This window comes from Gordonia sp. 135 (assembly GCF_009720185.1).
Taxonomy (GTDB): Bacteria; Actinomycetota; Actinomycetes; order Mycobacteriales; family Mycobacteriaceae; genus Gordonia; species Gordonia alkanivorans.
This window is the reverse complement of sequence record NZ_CP046257.1, coordinates 3,791,336-3,810,530: the sequence shown is the minus strand read 5'-3', so window position 1 is coordinate 3,810,530 and position 19,195 is coordinate 3,791,336. Positions and strand designations below refer to the sequence as shown.

At 66.4% G+C, this 19,195-nt stretch carries 18 protein-coding genes and 1 pseudogene; 8 read left to right on the top strand and 11 right to left on the bottom strand.

Translation table 11 applies throughout. The features are described 5' to 3' along the window. Positions 1-44: 44 nt before the first annotated feature. The 10 genes from GKZ92_RS17395 to GKZ92_RS17350 form a co-directional block, all read right to left on the bottom strand. A complete protein-coding gene (locus tag GKZ92_RS17395; RefSeq protein WP_042377356.1) occupies positions 45-1,070 on the bottom strand; it encodes an NAD(P)-dependent alcohol dehydrogenase in 1,026 nt (341 codons plus the stop codon). 3 nt (positions 1,071-1,073) lie between these two features. Then, positions 1,074-1,874 (bottom strand): iron-sulfur cluster assembly protein, encoded by an 801-nt coding sequence (locus GKZ92_RS17390; protein ID WP_042377354.1) that lies wholly within the window; start codon positions 1,872-1,874, stop codon positions 1,074-1,076. Next, on the bottom strand, positions 1,871-2,917 hold the full coding sequence (locus tag GKZ92_RS17385) for an amidohydrolase family protein (RefSeq protein WP_042377352.1): 1,047 nt from the start codon (positions 2,915-2,917) through the stop codon (positions 1,871-1,873). Before GKZ92_RS17385 ends, GKZ92_RS17390 begins: the two co-directional genes overlap by 4 nt. 160 nt (positions 2,918-3,077) lie before the next feature. Beyond that, positions 3,078-3,425, bottom strand: coding sequence for a propane 2-monooxygenase effector subunit MimD (gene mimD / locus GKZ92_RS17380; protein ID WP_006360127.1), 348 nt, complete (start codon positions 3,423-3,425; stop codon positions 3,078-3,080). Next, positions 3,422-4,540, bottom strand: coding sequence for an aromatic/alkene monooxygenase hydroxylase subunit beta (locus tag GKZ92_RS17375; protein WP_042377350.1), 1,119 nt, complete (start codon positions 4,538-4,540; stop codon positions 3,422-3,424). The genes mimD and GKZ92_RS17375 overlap by 4 nt, the downstream gene beginning before the upstream one ends. Before the next feature lie 29 nt (positions 4,541-4,569). Further along, complete coding sequence (locus tag GKZ92_RS17370; RefSeq protein WP_042377348.1) at positions 4,570-5,610, bottom strand: 2Fe-2S iron-sulfur cluster-binding protein; 1,041 nt, start codon at positions 5,608-5,610, stop codon at positions 4,570-4,572. Between the two features lie 166 nt (positions 5,611-5,776). Further along, positions 5,777-7,414: an aromatic/alkene/methane monooxygenase hydroxylase/oxygenase subunit alpha gene (locus GKZ92_RS17365; RefSeq protein ID WP_039880278.1), complete on the bottom strand. Its 1,638-nt coding sequence runs from the start codon at positions 7,412-7,414 to the stop codon at positions 5,777-5,779. A 188-nt stretch (positions 7,415-7,602) separates the two neighbouring features. Then, the gene (locus GKZ92_RS17360; protein ID WP_155225475.1) at positions 7,603-8,742 is read right to left on the bottom strand and encodes a LuxR C-terminal-related transcriptional regulator; all 1,140 of its coding nucleotides are present in this window, start codon (positions 8,740-8,742) and stop codon (positions 7,603-7,605) included. 32 nt (positions 8,743-8,774) lie between these two features. Then, entirely contained in the window at positions 8,775-10,157 is a 1,383-nt protein-coding gene (locus tag GKZ92_RS17355; RefSeq protein ID WP_042377389.1) for an FAD-binding oxidoreductase, read from the bottom strand. A gap of 423 nt (positions 10,158-10,580) precedes the next feature. Beyond that, positions 10,581-11,774 (bottom strand): aminotransferase class I/II-fold pyridoxal phosphate-dependent enzyme, encoded by a 1,194-nt coding sequence (locus GKZ92_RS17350; RefSeq protein WP_035755095.1) that lies wholly within the window; start codon positions 11,772-11,774, stop codon positions 10,581-10,583. Positions 11,775-11,834: 60 nt separating this feature from the next. Between GKZ92_RS17350 and GKZ92_RS17345 the strand changes: the two genes are divergently transcribed. Continuing rightward, positions 11,835-12,308: an NUDIX hydrolase gene (locus GKZ92_RS17345; protein WP_006360120.1), complete on the top strand. Its 474-nt coding sequence runs from the start codon at positions 11,835-11,837 to the stop codon at positions 12,306-12,308. An 87-nt stretch (positions 12,309-12,395) separates the two neighbouring features. Then, positions 12,396-12,590 carry a hypothetical protein gene (locus tag GKZ92_RS17340; protein WP_006360119.1) on the top strand — a complete coding sequence of 65 codons (195 nt, stop codon included), beginning with the start codon at positions 12,396-12,398 and terminating at the stop codon, positions 12,588-12,590. Between the two features lie 18 nt (positions 12,591-12,608). On the opposite strand, the gene GKZ92_RS17335 is transcribed toward GKZ92_RS17340, so the two are convergent. Beyond that, the gene (locus GKZ92_RS17335; protein WP_035755189.1) at positions 12,609-13,247 is read right to left on the bottom strand and encodes a hypothetical protein; all 639 of its coding nucleotides are present in this window, start codon (positions 13,245-13,247) and stop codon (positions 12,609-12,611) included. 353 nt (positions 13,248-13,600) lie between these two features. On the opposite strand from GKZ92_RS17335, the gene GKZ92_RS17330 reads away from it, so the two are divergent. The 6 genes and pseudogenes from GKZ92_RS17330 (at position 13,601) to GKZ92_RS17305 (ending at position 19,192) form a co-directional block, all read left to right on the top strand. Next, positions 13,601-14,974 carry an oxygenase MpaB family protein gene (locus GKZ92_RS17330; RefSeq protein WP_035755097.1) on the top strand — a complete coding sequence of 458 codons (1,374 nt, stop codon included), beginning with the start codon at positions 13,601-13,603 and terminating at the stop codon, positions 14,972-14,974. Positions 14,975-15,071: 97 nt separating this feature from the next. Beyond that, a pseudogene (locus tag GKZ92_RS17325) lies at positions 15,072-15,937 on the top strand (ParA family protein). 119 nt (positions 15,938-16,056) lie between these two features. Further along, positions 16,057-16,506: a lipoprotein LpqH gene (locus tag GKZ92_RS17320; protein WP_081724863.1), complete on the top strand. Its 450-nt coding sequence runs from the start codon at positions 16,057-16,059 to the stop codon at positions 16,504-16,506. 206 nt (positions 16,507-16,712) lie between these two features. Next, positions 16,713-16,988, top strand: a complete 276-nt coding sequence (locus GKZ92_RS17315) for a GlsB/YeaQ/YmgE family stress response membrane protein (protein WP_035755099.1) — start codon at positions 16,713-16,715, stop codon at positions 16,986-16,988. 127 nt (positions 16,989-17,115) lie between these two features. Continuing rightward, positions 17,116-17,769: an NAD(P)H-binding protein gene (locus GKZ92_RS17310; protein WP_006360113.1), complete on the top strand. Its 654-nt coding sequence runs from the start codon at positions 17,116-17,118 to the stop codon at positions 17,767-17,769. A 4-nt stretch (positions 17,770-17,773) separates the two neighbouring features. After that, positions 17,774-19,192 carry an FAD-binding oxidoreductase gene (locus GKZ92_RS17305; protein ID WP_006360112.1) on the top strand — a complete coding sequence of 473 codons (1,419 nt, stop codon included), beginning with the start codon at positions 17,774-17,776 and terminating at the stop codon, positions 19,190-19,192. Positions 19,193-19,195 lie beyond the last annotated feature (3 nt).

The following is a 19,195-nucleotide window of genomic DNA, read 5'->3' as shown; positions in this document are numbered from 1 at the left end:
TCGTCCTGCCTTTCTGTGGTGTTCTCGGCTGAAAAATCGAAGGGTCAGGGCACGAGGATCGCGCGACCGCGCACGCGGCCGGCGTCGAGATCGTCCAGTGCCTGCTGGAAATCGGCGAGGGCGTAGGTGCTGGTGTGCAGCTTCACCTTTCCCCGGGCGGCGAGGTCCATCAGCTCACCGAGGTCGTTGTAGGAACCGACCAGGTTGCCGATGAAGTTGATCTCGGTGGAGATCACGTCGATGGTGGGGACGTCGATGTTCTCGCCGTAGCCGACCACGAAGAAGCTGCCGGCGCGGCGCAGCATCGCGGTTCCCTCGGCGGTCGCCCCGCCCTCGCCGACGAAGTCGAGCACGGCCTCGGCACCGTGTCCGTCCGTCAGGTCGAGGACCTGTTGCACATGTGTTCCGTCGGCGACGATGCCGATCTCGGCACCCACCTCCGTGGCGAGTTCCACCGCATCCGGGTTCCGGTCGACGACGACGATCCGCAGGGCGGAGATCGCGGCCAACACCTGGATTCCGATGTGTCCCAGACCTCCTGCGCCGATGACCACGCAGGTGTCGCCGGGCCGCGTCATCCGCGCGACCTTGGCGGCCGCGTGGTAGGCGGTGAGGCCGGCGTCGGCCAACGCCGCCACGTCGGCGGGTTCGAGGGAGTCGTCGATCTTCACGACGCTGCGTGCGGTCGTCTTGAGGAACTCCGCGTAACCGCCGTCGGTGTCGATGCCGGGGAACCGGCTGTTCTCGCAGTGGACGTCGTCGCCGAACCGGCAGGCCCGGCAGAGTCCACAGGTGATCAGCGGATGCAGGATCACCTTGTCCCCGACGGCGACGTTGGTGACCGCGTCACCGATGGCCTCGACCCAGCCGGCGTTCTCGTGGCCGATCGTGTAGGGAAGGGCGACACCGCTCTTCGCCTCCCACTGGCCCTCGAGAATGTGCAGGTCGGTGCGGCAGACGCCGGCACCGCCGATCCGGACGATGACGTCGTGCGGCCCGGTGATCTCGGGGGCCGGGACCTCGTTGAGTTGCAGCTTGTCGTGATAGCCGACGACCTGGACTGCGCGCATGGTTTACTCCTGTTCGCTTCGAGGGTGTGCGCGAAGGCTTTCGCGGAGGTTGGTGATGACGGGGCCGCTGGCCCCGTCGCATTCGTCGTCGTCGGCGTAGCGGGTGGCGAGCAGACCGCGACAGAAGTGGCTGTTGCCCTCCATCGAGATGCGAACGGACCGTGCGAATCTCAACCGCATCGGGATCTGGTCGGCCGGCAGCGCGTGCCCCGCCTCGTCGACGACGACGAGGCTGTTGGGGCAGATGCTGAGGCCCAGCTCCATCCGGCGTCGGAGGAGCGCCGCCTTGTGGCGACCGCGCGGTACATCCCGCAGCGCCAGCCGATCCACCTCGGCCACGGTGACCCGACCGGCAGCGATCTCGGCGGCCACGCATCGTTCCATCGCGGCGGTGTGCGCCTTGCGCTGGAAGGTCAGGCGCAGCTCGTCGAGGCTGTCGAGGGCCTCGACGCCGAAGGTGCCCTTGTATCCGGCACGGGCGTCGAGTCCGGCGTTGATCTTGTCGCTGTCGTGATGATCGTCCAGCAGCACCCGGACCTGTCCGATGCCGTCGACGTCCTCGAGCGCGTCGAGTGCATCGGACCCCATCAGGTAGGCGAAGTTGGGCGAGCAGAAGGACGTCGGGAGACGCAGGTGCACGGTCACGCCCGCCTCGTCGATCAGGATCGACCGCACGAACCTCAGTTCGGTGATCGGCTGGTCGAGTTCGGGATCGAGGACGGTGTCGAGCGCGGCGAGGACGTCGCGCTCGAGGTCCGTCGCGGCATCGGCGACATAACCGGGGGGAGGTGCGATCGTGGTCATGCCGTCACCACATCCTTCGCGCCGGCGGCCACCTCGACTTCCGGATCGGCGGCGCTGGTCGGGAGCTTGAGTTCCTCCGGCACCTCGATGTGCGGGTAGAGCGCTGCCGCGTTGAGGCCGAGGATCTTCTTCTTCTGTTCGACGGTGATCGGGGCGTATTCGGTCATGTCCTCCGGGATCTGGAAGTCGACGAACCGCTCCACGAGCCACTGCGGCGTCCACAGCGCGTAGTCGCTGGCGAACAGGATCTTGTCCTCACCGATCCAGTAGAGGAGTTCGCCGATGATCTGCGCGAAGTACCGGGGCCGGGTGTGGATGAACGGGATCGCCACGGCGAGACCGCCGAACACGTTGGACTCCTGGGTGGCGATCCAGCAGAAGTCCTCGAGCCGCGGCAGGCCGACGTGCTCGATGATGAAGTTCAGATCCGTGTAGTCGGTGGCCACCTTGTCGACGTCGGCCACGTCGAAGGCATCCCGGTCGAGGGGCCGGATGGTGGGTCCCTTGTGGATGTGGATGTTCTTGATGCCGAGTTTGATGCACTCCTCGAGGTAGCGGCGTGACCAGGCGTCGTCGAGCTTGTAACCCCGTGAGTCGCCGATCCATTCGGCGGTGTACAGCTTCACGCCCTTGAGGTTCATGTTGTCGGCGTCCTTGCGGAGCTGCTCGAGGCCGGCCTCGCCGTGGCGGGGATCGTAGGCGTGGTTGTAGGTGAGCAGCTTCGGGTTGTCCTCGCACAGCTTCAGCGAGTCGTCGACCTGGGCGAAACCGTTGACGTAGAAGTCCTTCAGGATCGTCGCCTGGAAGATGGCGTGATCGGCCGGGCCCTCCTCGAACAGGTCGCGCATCAGCCGGTCGGGACCGTAGTAGGTGTAGGTGTCGTAGTCCCAGACCTCTTCCTCGGGGCTGAGATTGCGGTGGTAATCGTAGAAGCAATCGATGAACTGCTTGCCGTGGATGTTGCGCTGATTGGATTCACGGGCGTCCCAGAGGTGGACGTGTGCGTCGACGATGAAGTACTTGTCGCCATTCTTCTCGTACATCGATGACTCCTTGATCGTTCTCGGTGGAAGCGGGCTGCATCCGATGGGGTTGGCGGGGATCGAGAGTTGTTGCCGGCGGGGATTTCTGGGGTGCGCCGTGGCCGCCGGGTGTCCTCGCCGGCGGCCACGACGCAGATCGGGGGGGGGGTGGGGCCTGCGCTCAGCTGGACGCGGTGAGATCGAACCCGATGAACTCGGCGGCGTCCTCGGGGCTCGCGAACAGGAAGGTCCGGTCGTCGAGGTGCACCATTCGCCCGTAGTGGGTGGAGCTGATCTCCTCGAAGATCGATCCGTCGAACTCCTGACCCAGGGCGTCGGTGAGCTCGTCGTAGTCGAACTCGAGCCGGTTGACGCCGTCGACGCGGATCATCGACGGGTACTCGGTGAGTTCGACACCCTCCTTGGCGCCCATGACGTCGGCGACGACGCGGCCGATGGGCGTGTTCATCAGGGTGACGCCGCACATGTTGGAGAACTCGGTCTGTGCGCCGAATTGCATACTGCTCATTGGTTCAGCTCCTCGGGGATGTCGACTTCGATGGCTTTGAGGACGTCACGGAACTTCTCGGTCGCGGCCTCGAGGCTCGTGGCGAAGGTGACCGACTTGTCCGCCGGCTGCGACCAGATCGGTTGCAGCCCACGCGCAGCGTCGAGGCAGCGCGGCACCCATTCCGACAACCACTCGCCGAACAGTGCCCGGTTCTGCGCGCCGTACTGTTCGTCGCGGGAGAGCATCAGGAACAGGGCCCGGGTGTAGTTCAGGTCGCGGTCGTAGTCGTACTCACCGGTGCCGACGATCGTCGGGGTGATGTAATCGCCGTTGCGCGCCGCGACCTGCATGATCAGCTCGGTCCGGAACAGCGAGCCGACGAGCTGCTCGAAGACGATGTTGGTGCAGAACAACAGCTTCGCCCAGTCGCCGATCGCGGTCAGCCGCTCCACGGCCTCCCGGGTCGGCTGCCATTCCGGCGCCGACTGCCAGACCTCCTTGTGCGCCGACCCGTCGAAGGCCTCCTCGGCCTCGGCGAGATCGAGGTTGAACAACGCGAGGTCCTGGGCGAAACGCAGCTTGTGCGCCGCACTGACCGCGACGGCGTTGTTGATCATGTTGGTCGGAGCCGACCGCTGGATCGAGGTGAACACGTGCAGGCCCATGCCGCTCTCGGCGTGCATCCAGGCACCGAGGTTACGCTCGATGAACTTGAGCCAAGAAGGATTCCAGCCGTCGTACACGCGGGCCCGCTTGGCATTCTGCAGACACAGATCGACCTGGTGGACCACCGCCGAGTTGTTGCGGAAGATGGTCTGTTCCCACTCCTCGTTGGGATCGAGGAAGGCGTGCCAGTTGCTCGACTTCGCGGCCGTCCACTCCTGCGGATAGCCGCCGGGACCGCTGCCGAAGCCGTAGATCCAGCCCTGGGTCAGGTGGCGCTCCGGGTCGGGCTGCACGTCGACGGTGACGTCCTCGTAGATCGTCGCCCGCTTCTTGGCCGGCTGATAGTAGTTGTACTTGCGGCTCTTGCTGCTCGGGAATTCCTTGGCGCCGGCCTCGGCGTCGGTGAATTCGATGCTCGGGAAACTGCGTTCGCGCTGTGGTGATTTCGGCGCGGTGGGTGCGGACATACCTGTCGTTCCTCCTCGTTCGGCGACTGCTAGTCGAAAGCCGGGCTGGTGAACTTGTCGTAGAAGGTCTGGTCCCGGGGGACCGAATGTTGGTCGGCGAGAGCGAGAGCCGCATCGACCATGGGTGGGGGGCCGCAGAAATACACCTCCGTTCGGGCGAGGTCGGATTCGCGAGAGTTGACGATGTCGGTGACGTTTCCCTCGGCGACCTCGACGCCGTCCGGGGCGCCGTCGGCCGACTCCGACAGGCAGGCGACGAATCTGAAGTCGGCGATCTTCTCGCCGAGTGAGGCGATCTCGTCGAGGTAGAACAGATCCGCCGCGGTCCGGGCGCCGTAGTAGAAGCGCACCGGCCTGTTCAGACCGGTCTCGCTGACATGGCGCAGCAGCGAGAGCAGCGGGGCCATACCGGCCCCGCCGCCGATGCAGATGATCGGCAGCACATGGCCGTTGCGCAGGGTGCACGACCCGTACGGCCCGTTGATCATGATCTCGTCGCCGGGGGAGAGCCCGTCGGAGAGGAGACCGGCGAAGAGGCCACCCGGGTACTTCTTGATCAAGAACTCCAGCTTGTCCGGAGTGGCCTGGGTGGTCGCGATCGAGAACGAACGCTTCTCCTCGGTACCGGGTACCGAGAGATCCACGTACTGACCGGGTTTGAACTCGAAGGTTTCCGGTTCGACGACGTCGAGACGGAGCGACACGATGTCGGCCGTCACCGGTTCGATGGCGGCGACCCGGGTGCGCACGTCCTGGATCGGTGCGCCGCCGAGGAGTTCGTCCTCGTCGAAGTTGAGAAGCTCGATCTCGCAGTCGCTGTAGGCGTAGGACCGGCACAGCAGCACATAGCCCTCGGCCTCCTCCGCCTCGTTGCAGGCGAAGGTGGAGTAGTTGTCCATCTGGACGTCTCCGTCGAGCATGTACGACTTGCAGGCCGAACAGCGGCCCTCGCGGCACCCGTGCATCAGGTGGATGCCCTGCCGGAACGCGGCATCGAGGATCGATTCGTCCTCGGTCACCTCCATCTCGATGTCGACCGGGGCGAAGTTGATGTGATGTGTGTCGGCCACTGGAACTCCTGTGTCTGGATGAGGGGATGCTGCGCTCCTCAGGGAGCTGGGGGAGGCGACGGCTTGCGGTCGTCACCGCTCCCTGAGGAGCGAGCTCGCGAGCGTCCCCTGCTCCCTGAGCAGCGAGCTTGAGAGCAAACTCGAAGGGGCGCCCGCCTGCGTGCCGTCAGGCCGGCACGGCCCCGTTGGGATTGGCGCGATAAGCCGCGATGTGCGCGTCCCGCTCGGCGTCGGACATCTCGTTGAGCAGCACGTTGGGACTGTTGAAGACGTTGCCGCGGACGTCGTCGAGCGTCCACATCTTCTTCGGGTCCAGATTCAGATGCGGCTGCGGGATGAGGGTCTTGCCGTCGTCGCGGACGTAACCCAGATCCTCGATGATGTCGGCGAGGTCCTTGCCGTGATGCAGGGTCTCCCATTCGCGGAACCCGGTGAGCCTTCCCATGTTCGGGGTGTCCCGGCCGTCGTAGTGGTCGCGGAAGGCGACCGCGTCGGTCCAGTGACAGGTCTCCGAGCAGTAGGTGCGCCACTGATCGTCGACCTTGTCCACGACCATGTCCTCACGGACGAGGCACGGCACCATACAGGTCCAGCAGCGGTGCGGGTACTCGTAATCGACGTCCTCGAAGGCGATCGGCTTGTTGCGGCCCGGGTAGGCGAGGCGGTTGTAGTTCTCCCACCACTTGCCGAACTTGTTGTACCAACCGGGGTACTTCTCCTCGAACCACTCGAAGTCCTTGTCGGTCATGGCGTCGATGCGCCAGTAGTTGACCGGCCAGCCGGTGGCGAAGAAGCGTGCCACCTCGTGGACGTAGTGCTTGTTGGTGATCCGGTTCCAGGCTTCCTCGACCAGATCGTGCGGGATGGTGAGCCCGTACTTCTCCAGCGGCAGAAGGTAACTGCGGTAATAGTCGTCGTAGATCCACCGGCGCCACATCTCCGCGTAGCTTTCCCGGTCCTTGCGCCGGTCCTTGGTGCCGTACTCGATGAAGGTGCCGATCGCGGCGTCGACGACGCAGTGGTTGTTCCACCACGCGTACCGCAGATCACGTTCCAGCAGAGGACGATTGCGCTCGTCGGCGAGCGCCATCAGCAGAATCGAGTAGCCGTTCGAGATGTGCCGCGACTCGTCGGACTGCACCGAGTGGAAGACGGTGGGGAGCAGGTAGTCGCCGTTGGCGGCGGCTTCGTCGGGCATCGCGACGAACAGCGTGTTGGTGAAGGCCGTTTCGGCGACGACGGTCAGGTAGATGTTGGCCGCCGTGATGGCGTCGCCGGTGATGAACCCCTCGCCGAACTGTCGGCCGATGGTGCCGGCGTAGTTGTTGGCGAACGCCTTCTCGGTGATGTCGAAGCCGGCCGGGTCGATGTAGTTGTTCATGTACAGCTTCTTGAGGTTCATCTGAATCGTCGAATGACGGACCTCGTCGATCATCTGCACGGCCAGCCCGTTGTGGATCTCCGGGTTGGGCACCGCGTCGATGGCCATCGGCATCGCGCGGGCCGCCGAGATCTCGGGGAACGGGATGATCGACAGGAACAGCTTCTGCCACTCCAGCCACCGTTCCTGGACCTGGCGGAACATGTTGCCGCGGATGGCGCCGTCCATGGCGCCGTACACGCGGTTGTCCTTCTCCTCCTCCATCGGGAAGTACGACCGCATGATCTGCTTCAGCGGGTCCTTCTTGGGGGCCTTCTCGAAGGTGTAGTCGGTTCCGAATCGAGTGGCCGGGGTCGCGAAGGTGGGCTCCCAGGACAACTCGGTGATCTTCGCATGGGCTTTCGTCAAGCTCTGCCTGCTCAAAGTGCGCCTCCTCTTAGAGGGAGCCGGCGGGTGTGCCGGCCCGCATGGACTGGAGCGACTTCGATACAACCGTGTGATGCAGGTAACAAACGTCTCACTGTGAGACGACTGACCGAATCGCCGGTCTGCGGACGACGAACGGAGGGCCCGCGATGCGGACCCTCCGGGGAATGTGCAGGTGAGGCCGGTTACTCGCCCGACGCGTAGGAGCCGGACGGTGTGAGGGGATCGTTGAGACGCTGCGCGTACTGGTCGAAGTACACCCGGGCGATCAGTTCGCGGCGGCTCCGGACCCCGGCCTTGTCGAACTTCGACTTCAGGTGATCCTGCACCGTGTATGCCGACACATGCAGGGCAGCGGCGATGTCTTTGGTGGCGACGTTCTGCAACACCATCTGGGTCACGTCACGCTCGCGTGCGGTGAGCCCGAAGGCCTCGACGACCAGGGGGATGATCTCCGGCGGGCGCGCCTCCTCGATCGTGACGACGACCTCGCCGGGCCGTCCGTCCACCGAGGACAACGGAGATGCGTTGATGACGAGCCACATACCCGACCGGCCGCGGACCCGCAGGCGCGGCGGTACCTGAGTCTCGCCGGCGCCGTAGCGTCGTGCTGCACCGATCAGGCCGTAGATGGGGTTCGCCGCGGCGGCACTGTTCGGGCCCGCCGCGAGGTCGTCGATGCGCTCCTGGCTGCCGGCGCTCATCTGCACGATCTCGTTGTTGCGATCGATGATCAGGACGGCGGGCCCGCAGTTGATCGAGGGCCGCTGTTCGGCGACGACCCTGCTGAGCAGGCCGATCCGTACCCCGTGGGCGAGGGTCTGGGACAGCGAACCGAGGAAGTCGATCTCGTCCTCGGTGAACGGGCGGCAGCCCGCCCCGCTGCGGAACATCGCGATCCCGGCCCACACCCGGTCCCCGTCGCGCAGCACGACGCGCGCCTCGTCGTGGAAGCAGTACTCCGGGATCATGAGCTGCGTCATGCGTTCGGACTGCTGGGTCCGACCCCGGGTCAGGAGATTGAGACCGACGGCATCGCGCTTCTGCGCCACCAGTTCTCGGTAACTGGACGGTTCGACCTGGCCGTACTCGAGGAGACCCCAATCCGGGTCTTTGTGATCCTGCCCGAGCAGGTCCCCGTATTTGCGCGCCGATGTCAGCATGATGGTGTTGGGATCGAAGGTGCCGATGCAGGCGGCATCGATGGGTACCGCACGACGTAACGAATCCACGGTTTCCGCGAAGAAGTCGTCGAGGCCGAGACCGGCGTGCGCCACGACTTCGATGTCGCGGCGCACGCGCTCGGCGGTCAGGCTCGATGTCATCTGGCAATGATGTTCCTGAGCTGCATCGATGTCTATCCCACAAAGCTGGGATCATCCACCCGGAGGACCCCGGTCGGGTCGTGACGGCGGCGGATCGTCTCGAGGCGCACCCGCTGGTCGGGTGTCCAGAGCTGCTCACGTTCGGCGGCGTCGAGTCCGCAGAAGTTCAGCAGTGCACCGGCCGACCACGGCGCGACGGCCCGGGTGACCGCGGTCAGATGTGCGCCGACCTGGTCGCCGAGGGGACCGGCGGGCACTCCGATCGCGATCACGTTGAAGGCGCCGTGGCGACCGGCGATCGCGTTGGGTACGCGCTGCGGCTGCGTCAGCGCACCGCCCATCAGGCGGACCTCGACGATGGCCAGGGGGCTTGCGACGTGCGGCCCGGCGACCTCGAGAAGGGCGTCGACGGCCGACGCCGGGAACTCGCGCAGGACGCTGCCGCCCTCGGCGGAGGGCATCGGGCCGGGCGGGTCCATGTGCACGGCGTCGAGAGCAGCGGTCGGCAGCACGTCGATGTTCTCGAGCAGGATGGGGCCCGCCGAGCGCATGGGGGCGAGAAGCGCTGCCGCGGTGGCCGGGTCGCCGGTGTGGGTGTAGCGGACATGCACCGCGAGCTGCCCCTGCAACGGGGCCGGCAGGTTGGGGTCCGGCGGGAGGCGCAGGATCGCGACCGAGGTGCCGGCCTCCTCCGGCAGCGTCGGCGCCCATTCACGCCAGGCGTGGAGAACGTCGGCCGCCGCCGAGCCGGCGAAGAAGATGCCGCCGCCGTAGACGGTGGGGAGCTCGAAGAGGTCGAACTCGATGGCGGTGACGATGCCGAAGCCATCGCGTCCGCCGAGGATCGCCCAGTACAGATCAGAACCGGCCGAGGGGTCGACCGTTCGGACGATCCCGTCCGCGGTCACCAGTTCGATCGACCGGACATGATCTGCGGCCCAACCGAATCGGCGTCCGAGCGGACTGAGGCCGCCGCCTAGGTGGTAGCCGACCACGCCGACCGACGACGACGAGCCGGCCAGCCCGGTCAGTCCGTGAGGAGCGGTGGCCGCGGCGAGGTCACGCCAGCGGACGCCGGCACCGACGCGGGCGGTCCTGGTGGCCGGGTCGACGACGATGTCGGTCATCCGCGAGGTGGTGACGACGACCGTGCCGCGCCCCTCGATCGGGGCCCCGTGTCCGGTGGCCCGGGCGCCGACCCGCAGTCCGTTGGCCCGCGCGTATCGCACTGCGGCGGCGACGTCTTCGGCGCCGGTCGCGCCGACGACGACCTGGGCGGCCGGGATGGCGACCAGGTTGAACCCGGTCAGTTCGGCGGTGTAACCGTCGTCGGTCGGAGTCAGGACGGGACCTGCGACGGCGGTGACGAGGGCGTCGAGGTCGGTGAAGTCGATCGGTTCGGAGGTGATGGACACGGTGTGGTTCCTTCGCGGTTCGGTGATCGGAGCGGATGGTGGAGCGGGGTCGGGTGCGGTGTTCCGCACCGCGGGTCCCGATGTGTTCATGGCACTCAGAGTCGCTGAGCACCTTTTGTTCCCGCCATCCCTCGAACGCCGGAAATGTCGCGGCGGAACCTCTGGAACCGATGTGCCCCCAGATTTCTGGGGGTCGGCGTCGTCGGGTTCAGCCGGCCGGCCCGGCGTGATCCCGGAACTGACCGACGACGCCGAATTCACCCAATGTTCGCGGCCGTCCGCTCGCAACGGACAGTGCCCGCCTTCTCCGCGATCCGCTTCGGGTCCACGGTGTCGAGATCGCCGGTACTCATGGCGACGTCGCCCGGGCTCGAAGAGCGTTGCAGGCCATGCACTTTCCGCGGGGTCGACGTCAGCCGCGGATCATGCCGGGTTTCCGGCCCGCACGAAGGCCCCGAGCCGATCGACCGCGAGAGCGAGATCCTCGGTCGACGCCGCATAGGACAGCCGGACGAAGCGATCGGCCCCGGCGAATCCGAAATCCTTTCCCGGCGTGAGGGCGACGTGCGCCTCGCGTAGGGCGCGGTCGCAGAACTCCGCCGAACTCAGCCCGGTCGAACTCACGTCGAGGTAGACGTAGAACGCCCCGTCGGGGACGACCGGTACGTCGAGCCCGATCCGCGCGAGTCCGTCGATGACGAGATCCCGGCGGCGTGCGAACTCGCGCCGGTTGTCCTCGGCGACGGCCAGGGACTCCGGGGTGAAGCAGGCCAGCGCGGCGTACTGGGACGGGGTGGGCGGGCAGACGTAGAAGTTCTGCGCGAGCCGCTCGATGACCCCGACCAGCTCGTCGGGCACGATGCACCAGCCCAGACGCCAGCCGGTCATGCCGAAGTACTTGGAGAAGCTGTTGATCACGACCGTCTCGGCCGTACCCGGGGTGTCGGTGGCGAGAATGCTGCGCGGTGCCCGCCCGTCCGGATCGGGGTCGGACAGACCGAGGTAGATCTCGTCGACGATGGACCAGCCGCCGCGGGCGGCGACGAGATCGGTCATCGTGACCAGCTCGTCGTAGGGCATCGAGGTGCCGGTGGGATTCGACGGGGTGGCGACGATGACACCGCGGGTGGTGTCGGTCCAGGCCCGTTCGACGTCATCGGTGGTCAACTGGAACCGCGCCTGCGCGGTGGTCTCGATCAGGTCGACCCGCGCACCGAAGGCGTGGGCGAACTGGCGGTTGCACGGGTAGGAGGGATCCCCGATGATCACCCCGTCGCCGGGATCGATGAGCGCGGCGCACGACATGAGCAGAGCGGCCGAGGCACCGGATGTGACGGCGACCCGTCGAGGGTCGACATCCGCACCGAAGTGGTGCCCGTAGAAGCCCGCGATCGCGGCCCGCAGCTCCGGGAGTCCGAGTGCACCGGTGTACGCCAGCGGCCGGCCGTCGCTGACCTCCCGGGCCGCCGTGAGAACCGCGGGCGGCGGTCCGAAATCGGGTTCGCCGATGTTGAGCTTGACCACGTGGTGGCCCTGCGCTTCCAACTCGGCCGCATTCCGCGCGAACTCCATCGCATAGAACGGGGCGATCCCTTCGGCCCGTCGGGAGATCTTCATGAGTCACATTGTGCGCGCCGCCGCGACGCGCCCCGATGCATGGGCGTGCAGGATGTGAGGATGCCCATCCCTGACTTCATCCGCGACCTGCGTGCCCATGTCGGTCACCGCGAACTCTGGCTGTCAGGTGTCAGCGTGGTCGTCCGTGACGCCGACGGCCGCCTGCTGCTCACCCGGCGCGTCGACAACGGACAGTGGGCGGTCGTGTCCGGGGTGCTCGAACCCGGGGAGGAGCCCGCCCGCGCGGCGCTGCGCGAGGTCGCCGAGGAGACCGCCGTGACCGCTGAGATCATCCGTCTGACCAGCATCGACGTCACTCCGCTGATCACCTACCCCAACGGCGACCAGACGCGCTACCTCGACGTCTGTTTCCTCGCGAGGTACGTCGACGGCGAACCGCATGCGGCCGACGACGAGAACTCCGACGTCGCCTGGTTCGCGCCCGACGAACTGCCCGACAACCTGACCGACACCTCGCGACTGCGGATCTCCAAGGCCCTGAACGGCAATCCCGAGGCCTGGTTCCAGCGCTAGGGACGGACCTCAGGGATGTCCCTGAACTTCGCCCCATATACCGTCTGACCTGTGGCTTTTCGCGTGTTACGGGCGGAGACTCGGGGCATGAGCACATCAACGAATTCAGGAACCACGTTCTGGAAGGTCCTCGGGATCATCGCGGTCGTCCTCATCGCGCTGGCGGTGATCGGACCGCTCCTCGAGGGTCTCTTCTGGATCGCACTCATCGGGCTGGCCCTCTACGGCGGGTACATGCTGTTCCGCTCGAAGACCAAGGACGATCACCCGACTCCGCTGTGACGCAGCGTCGGTGAGCGATCAGAACCTCGGCAGCGGGTAGCAGGCCCACGGGGCGCAGATCTGCTCGGGGATCTCGATGTTCGGGAAACCCGGGACGGTCGGCCTGGCAGGTGCCTCCGACTCGGGTGCCGGCGCCGTCGGCCCGGCACCCGGAACGCTGACGCGGATCGGCGCCGCCGCCGTCGGGGTCATGTTGGTCAGCGGCGGGTCGGTTCCCCAGAACTGTTCCCGGGCGGAGCCCGGCGGCAGGGTGATGGTGGCGCAACCCCAGTAGATGTCGTAGGTCCCGTCGGGGATCGTCGTGGACCCCGTGAGCGTCGGCGGGGTGCCCGCAGTGACCCTCATCGGCACGTTCTTCGACGCACCTGGCGAGATCAGGGCGCCGAGTTCTTCCGGGGTCTGGTAACCGAAAACCACGCCCGACGCGGCGGGGGAGGTATTGGCCTTGACGCCGAAGATCTCGCAGCCGATCCGCTTGTTCGCATTGTTGGAGACCTTGAGGGTGATCGTGTTGCCGGCCAACGACGGCGAGACGGTGACATCGGCCGGGGCTGCCGACGCGGACGGTGCCAGTGCGGTGGCGAGCGCCACGGCGGCGGCGAATCCCATTCCAGCGGACAGCTTTCGGAGACGAGTGGTCCGGGGTCGAGTGGTCATGACGGTCCTTCCCTCGCGGAAGTCGTGCGGCCGCGGCCGGTGATCTGCGGGTACTTCCTGAAACGAAGAGAATGCGGATCGGTGCGTGTTTCCGGATTCCATGAAATGTGCCGATGGTGTCCGCACGGTCTCGGCGAGAATGTTCGGCGACGTCATTCTTGCAGATATCGACAGTGTCGGCAGAACGGGGTCGATGCGAATCCGCGATTCTGCGCGCGTGTCGACGCAGGTCCCGAGGAGTCGGGCGGCCGGCTCGAGTTGACGATTCGCCCTGTGAAGTCCGCCGCCCACGAGGTAAGTTGGCTAACCAAGATAACTAAGTTGACTGACCTCGGACCGTACGGAGCGCCACCTTGACCGTCCTCGATGATCACCTCGATGCCCTCGCCCCGCCCCCTGCGCCGGACGCCCCGGTGGATCCTGTGCTGGGACGCCCGCTCCGGCCGGCCCCGGCGCTGCGGCCGAAGTTCAATCCGGACTGGACGCCGGCTCGTCATCGACTCCTCGACGGCTGGGTCGACGTACAGGACCGACTACCCGAGACCGAGGGCATCGTCGCCCGCGCGAAGGACCACCTCTGGGTCGGCGACCCGGAGATGGATGCGGTGGTTCAGATGTTCCGCAGGCTGCCCCCGCGAACCGGCCGGCAGATGTTCGAAGACGCCCTCGACAACGGTCTGGACACCATCGACAGTCCACCTGAGGAGCTCGTCGCGCTCTTCGATCACATCGACAATCCGCCGGCCTGGATCACCAAGGATCGCGTCGATCGTGGCGCGATCGTCGCGAACGAGGTGAGCCCGGCAGGCAAGGCGTCGCTGATCTTCCTCAACACCCTGGCCACCGTGCAGGGCGGTTCGGTGGGTGATGCGGTCGGAACCATGGGGCGCATGCAGCGCAACATGATCAACCGGTCGCTGGAGTCCGCCGAATTCTGGTTGCACCTGCCGGCTCCCGGCGCGCTGGATCGCTTCGGCACGGCGTTCAAGAACGCGGTCCGCGTGCGCCTCATGCACGCCCAGGCGCGGGTCATGCTGCGCAAGAAGTGGGGCGAGGAGTGGGTCGCCCAGCATGGCGTGCCGATCTCCAACGCCGAGATGTCCGGCGGGATACCGTCGTTCGGCGTCGCCAACCTCATGTACGACATCAACTACGGTCGCCACTACGACTACCGGGACCTCGAGGATCTCAACATCTTCTGGTCGTACATCGGACACATCATGGGCATCCGTGAGGCGATGATCCCACGCACGTTCGGCGAAGCGGTTGAACTGCTGGACTACGGCTATGCGGTGATGGAGCCGCCGTCGGAGTTCTCCGAGGCGCTCAACGACGTCTCCGAGATGATGCTGAACACTCTCATGGACAAGGTGCAGATTCCGCTGATCGACCCACAGGTGAAGTCGGCGATCCATCAGACGCTGCACGGCCTGTACTTCTTCATCGGCGGGACGTTCCTCGGGCGCCGCATCACGGGTACGCCCGAGCCGACCCGGATCGGACGGATCGCACCGAAACTCATCACCGCGCAGGCGAAGCTCGCGAATCTGGACCGGCGCATCCCCGGCTACTGGAAGCGGGCCGACAAGCGTCGCGCCAACGGCGACACCTACTGGGCCGTCATGCACGACGCCTTCACCAAGCTGGCCGCCGAGCAGGACGGCGGGCGCGGTCCGACCTTCGCCCACCACGACAAGCCGGTCGAGGCCCTCGGCAAGGCCGGCTGAGAGGATCGTGCAAGACCGGTCGAGAGTCGCTGCGGCGCGAGTGCCACCCGGTTAGTCTGATTCGCGACGCAGGCCCACCGACCAGACCGGGGATCCCATGCCGACGGTGATCGCGACCATCAGCCTCAAGGGCGGGTCGGGAAGACCACGCTCACGGCCGGCCTCGCCGATTTCCTCGCCGGCGTCTTCGGCAAGAAGGTGCTCCTCGTCGATCTCGACGCCCAGACCAACCTCACGACGATGACGATCGGGGAGGACGGCTGGGAGGCCTGTAATGCCCGCGGGCACACCGTCGCGACCCTGTTCGCCGACGTTCTCGACGGCACCCGGCGGTTCGACCTGGAGAGCACCGTCCAACGGGACGTCTCGTCGATCGATGGGCTCGCGGGAATCGATCTCCTCCCGTCCTCGCTCGATCTGATCGACCTGCAGGAGGAGATGAGCGCGCGCCGAGTCGCCGCCGACGACCATCTCGCTGCCGTCGAGGTGCTGCGAGGCGCGTTGGCCCCGATCATGTCTCGCTACGACTACGTCCTCATCGACTGTCCGCCGAACGTCGGTCCGTTCAGCCTCAACGGATTGTTCATGGCCAGTGGATATCTCATCCCGACAATCCCGGACGTGTTGTCCACGTACGCGATTCCGCACATCCAGCGACAGGTCGCGGACTTCGGTGCCGAGATCGGCCGCACCATCGTCGAACTGGGTGTCGTCATCACCAAGTACCGGGCGTCGTCGTCGCTGCACCGCGACACCGTCCACCGGCTCCGGCGTGATCCGACGATCCAGAACATCCTGCCCGCATATCTCCACGAGGCCAACGCGATCGGCGCGGCCGCGGACCACACGCGGTGGCCGGGTCTGCACGCGAAGTACGGCTATCACGGGCACTACGAACAGTTCCGCGATCTGACGCGTGCGGTGATGATCGAGGCCGACGCGAAACTGCAGTCGATCGCCTGAGACCCACTGCGGTGCCGAAGGTCCCGAGATTCAGACATTTCTGTGCCAATGCGCAGCTCACGGGCTAGATTCTTCTCAGTCCGCCAGTCGGCGGCGTTCACGACTGCCCAGGAGTTCTCATGATGAACAAGGTGCACATCGCTTCAGTCCTCGGCGCGGCGGCACTGGCCGTCGCCGCAACCGCATGCGGCTCGGACGACTCGGGTTCCGGGAGTGCCGACGCGGAGGCCAAGGTGACCGTCGACGGCCAGGAGGTGGAACTGGCGGACAAGACCGTCGGCTGCACCGATGCCGCCGGAAAGGTGACGATCGGAATCGGTTCCGGGTCGGGCACCTCGGGCGTCGGCGTCGTGCTGTCGTCGGGGGATTCGCCGGAGGTCGAGTCGGTCGGGCTCGGTTCCGTGGACGGCGTGACGCTCGGTTATCAGAAGGGTGTGGGTGAGGGCAGCGCCGAGGTCGACAAGGACGGCTCCACCTACAAGATCACCGGCGAGGCGTCGGGGGTCGATCTCGCCAACCCGACCGAGAAGGTGACCAAGTCCTACGAGATCGAGGTGACCTGCCCCTGAATCCGACGACGCTGCAGGTCGAACGGCCTTACCGGCGGAGAAGGTCTCGGCATGACCGTCGTACCGGTCTCGATGTGCACACAGATCCACGCGCGCAGGTTTGGTCCTGAGGTTCCTGGGTACTTTGAGTCCTGTAGCAAATCGCACGATCTGGACGATTCGGACGATTTACGCACGCAGGATCAACAACTACCTAGGAGGCAGACATGCTGGGAATTGGCATCATTGCGTGGATCATCATCGGTGGTCTGGCCGGCTGGATCGCCAGCAAGATCATGAAGACCGATGCGCAGCAGGGGATCATCCTCAACATCATCGTCGGTGTCGTAGGCGGTCTCCTCGGCGGCTTCTTGCTGCAGCTCTTCGGCGTCGACGTCGAGGGCGCCGGATGGATCTTCAGCTTCATCACCTGCTTGATCGGCGCTTGCGTCTTGCTGTTCCTGGTCAAGCTCGTGACCGGGCGCGGCCGGACCCGCGTCTGATCGCAGCACCCACCGCGAACCCCGCCCCGGTTTCCGACGCACCTCGCGTTCGGGCCGGGGCGGTGTCGTTCGTGGATGGGTACGTTGGAGAAGAACGAGTGACGTCGACCGCGAAAGTGAGCAACCAGTGACCCGAGTGGCCATCATCGGCGGACACGGCAAGATCGCGCTGCGCCTGGCGAAGATCCTGACCGACCGAGGCGATCAGGTGACCTCGATCATCCGAAACCCAGAACACGCGCAGGACGTCGCGGAGACCGGCGCGGTACCCGTCGTCGCCGATGTGGAGACCCTCGACACGACCGGGATCGCCACGGCGATCTCCGAACACGACGCCGTGGTCTGGTCGGCGGGCGCAGGTGGGGGTGAGCCGGCACGGACCTACGCCGTCGACCGGGACGCCGCGATCCGCTCGATGGACGCCGCGGCGAAGGTCGGAATCCACCGGTACGTCATGGTCTCCTACTTCGGTGCCGGTCCCGATCACGGCGTGCCCGAGGACAATTCGTTCCACGCGTATGCCGAGGCCAAAGCGGCCGCCGACACCTATCTGAAGTCGGGCGACCTCGACTGGACGATCCTCGGACCGAGCAAACTCACCGACGAGCCGGGGACGGGCAAGATCGCCATCGGCGGCACGCGCGGCGGTGGCGACGAGGTCAGTCGCGACAACGTGGCCGCGGTCGCCGCAGCGGTTCTCGCACGACCCGAGACGGTGCACAAGGTCATCGAGTTCAACGACGGGCCCACGCCGGTCGTCGACGCGGTCGCACAGGTCTGACGCCGTGTCCGCGCATGCGGACGCCCTGCTGACACAGTTGCGCGCGGTGGTCGGCGCGGGCAACGTGCTCACCGATCCCGAGTCCATCGAGGGTTTCCTCGTCGACTGGACCGGCCGGTACCGGGGTGAGGCGGATGCGGTGGTGCGGCCGCGTACCACCGAGGAGGTCTCCCGGGTCGTCGGCGAGTGCGCCTCCATCGGCGCCCGAATCTGCGTGCAGGGCGGGAACACCGGACTCGTGGGTGGCTCGGTGCCGCCACCACGCAACGACACCGGACGGCCGGTGATCGTGTTGTCGACGGCCCGTATGACCGACATCGACGAGGTAGACGCGGTCGGCCGCTGCGTGGGTGCCCAGGCCGGTGCCACCGTCGACGCCATCGACGGCAAGGCCGCCGAGGCCGGCTTGGCCTTCCCCGTCGACCTGGCCTCCCGCGAGTCGGCCACCGCGGGCGGGGTGGTCTCGACGAATGCCGGCGGCATCCGCATGATCCGCCGTGGCAACACCCGTTCCCAGGTCCTCGGGATCGAGGCGGTCCTCGCCGACGGCCGCGTCCTGCGCCGGTGGACCTCGCTGGTGAAAGACAATGTGGGATACGACCTCCCGGCGCTCCTCGCCGGTAGCGAGGGCACCCTTGCGGTCATCACTCGCGTGCTGTTCAAACTCGTCGTGCCGCCGTCGACTGCGACCGTCGCAGTGGCCGCGGTCGAACACGTCGAGGATGCGATCGGACTGATCGCCGCCGCGTCGTCGCGCGGCCTCACCGTCGAGGCCGCCGAACTCATGACCGAGGCCGGCATCGAACTGGTGCACGAACACGGACACCGTCGGCCGACGGCGACACCCGGGCCCTTCTATGTCCTCCTCGAGGTGTCCGGGGTCGGCGACATCGAGACGACGATGGCCGAATTGCTCGGCGACACCGGCGGACTCGTCGACGCCGTCCTCGAACCGGCGCCCGCTCGAGCACTCTGGGGCGCACGCGAGAGCCACACCGAGACGATTGCCCGGTCGAGTACGACGCCGGTCGTCAAACTCGACATCTCCGTACCCATCCGCGCATTGCCGGAGACCTTCGCCGAACTGGCCGAGGTCGGTGCGGCAAGCGACTTCCCCTGTCGCCCGATCCTTTTCGGCCACGTGGGTGACGGAAACATCCACGTGAACCTGCTCGACGTCCCAGAAGAACACGCCGAAACCGTCACCGGCCGGGTCTTCGGAGTAGTCGCGGCCAACGGCGGGTCCATCAGCGCCGAACACGGCATCGGCCGCGCCAAGACTGCCTGGACGCACCTCGGCCGGTCCGACGTCGACCTCGACACCATGCGAGCGGTCAAGGCGGCCTTCGACCCACAGGGGTTGCTGAATCCGGGTGTCATCCTCGGTACCGGCGCACGCAGCGCGGACCCGCCCGAATCCTGAGAC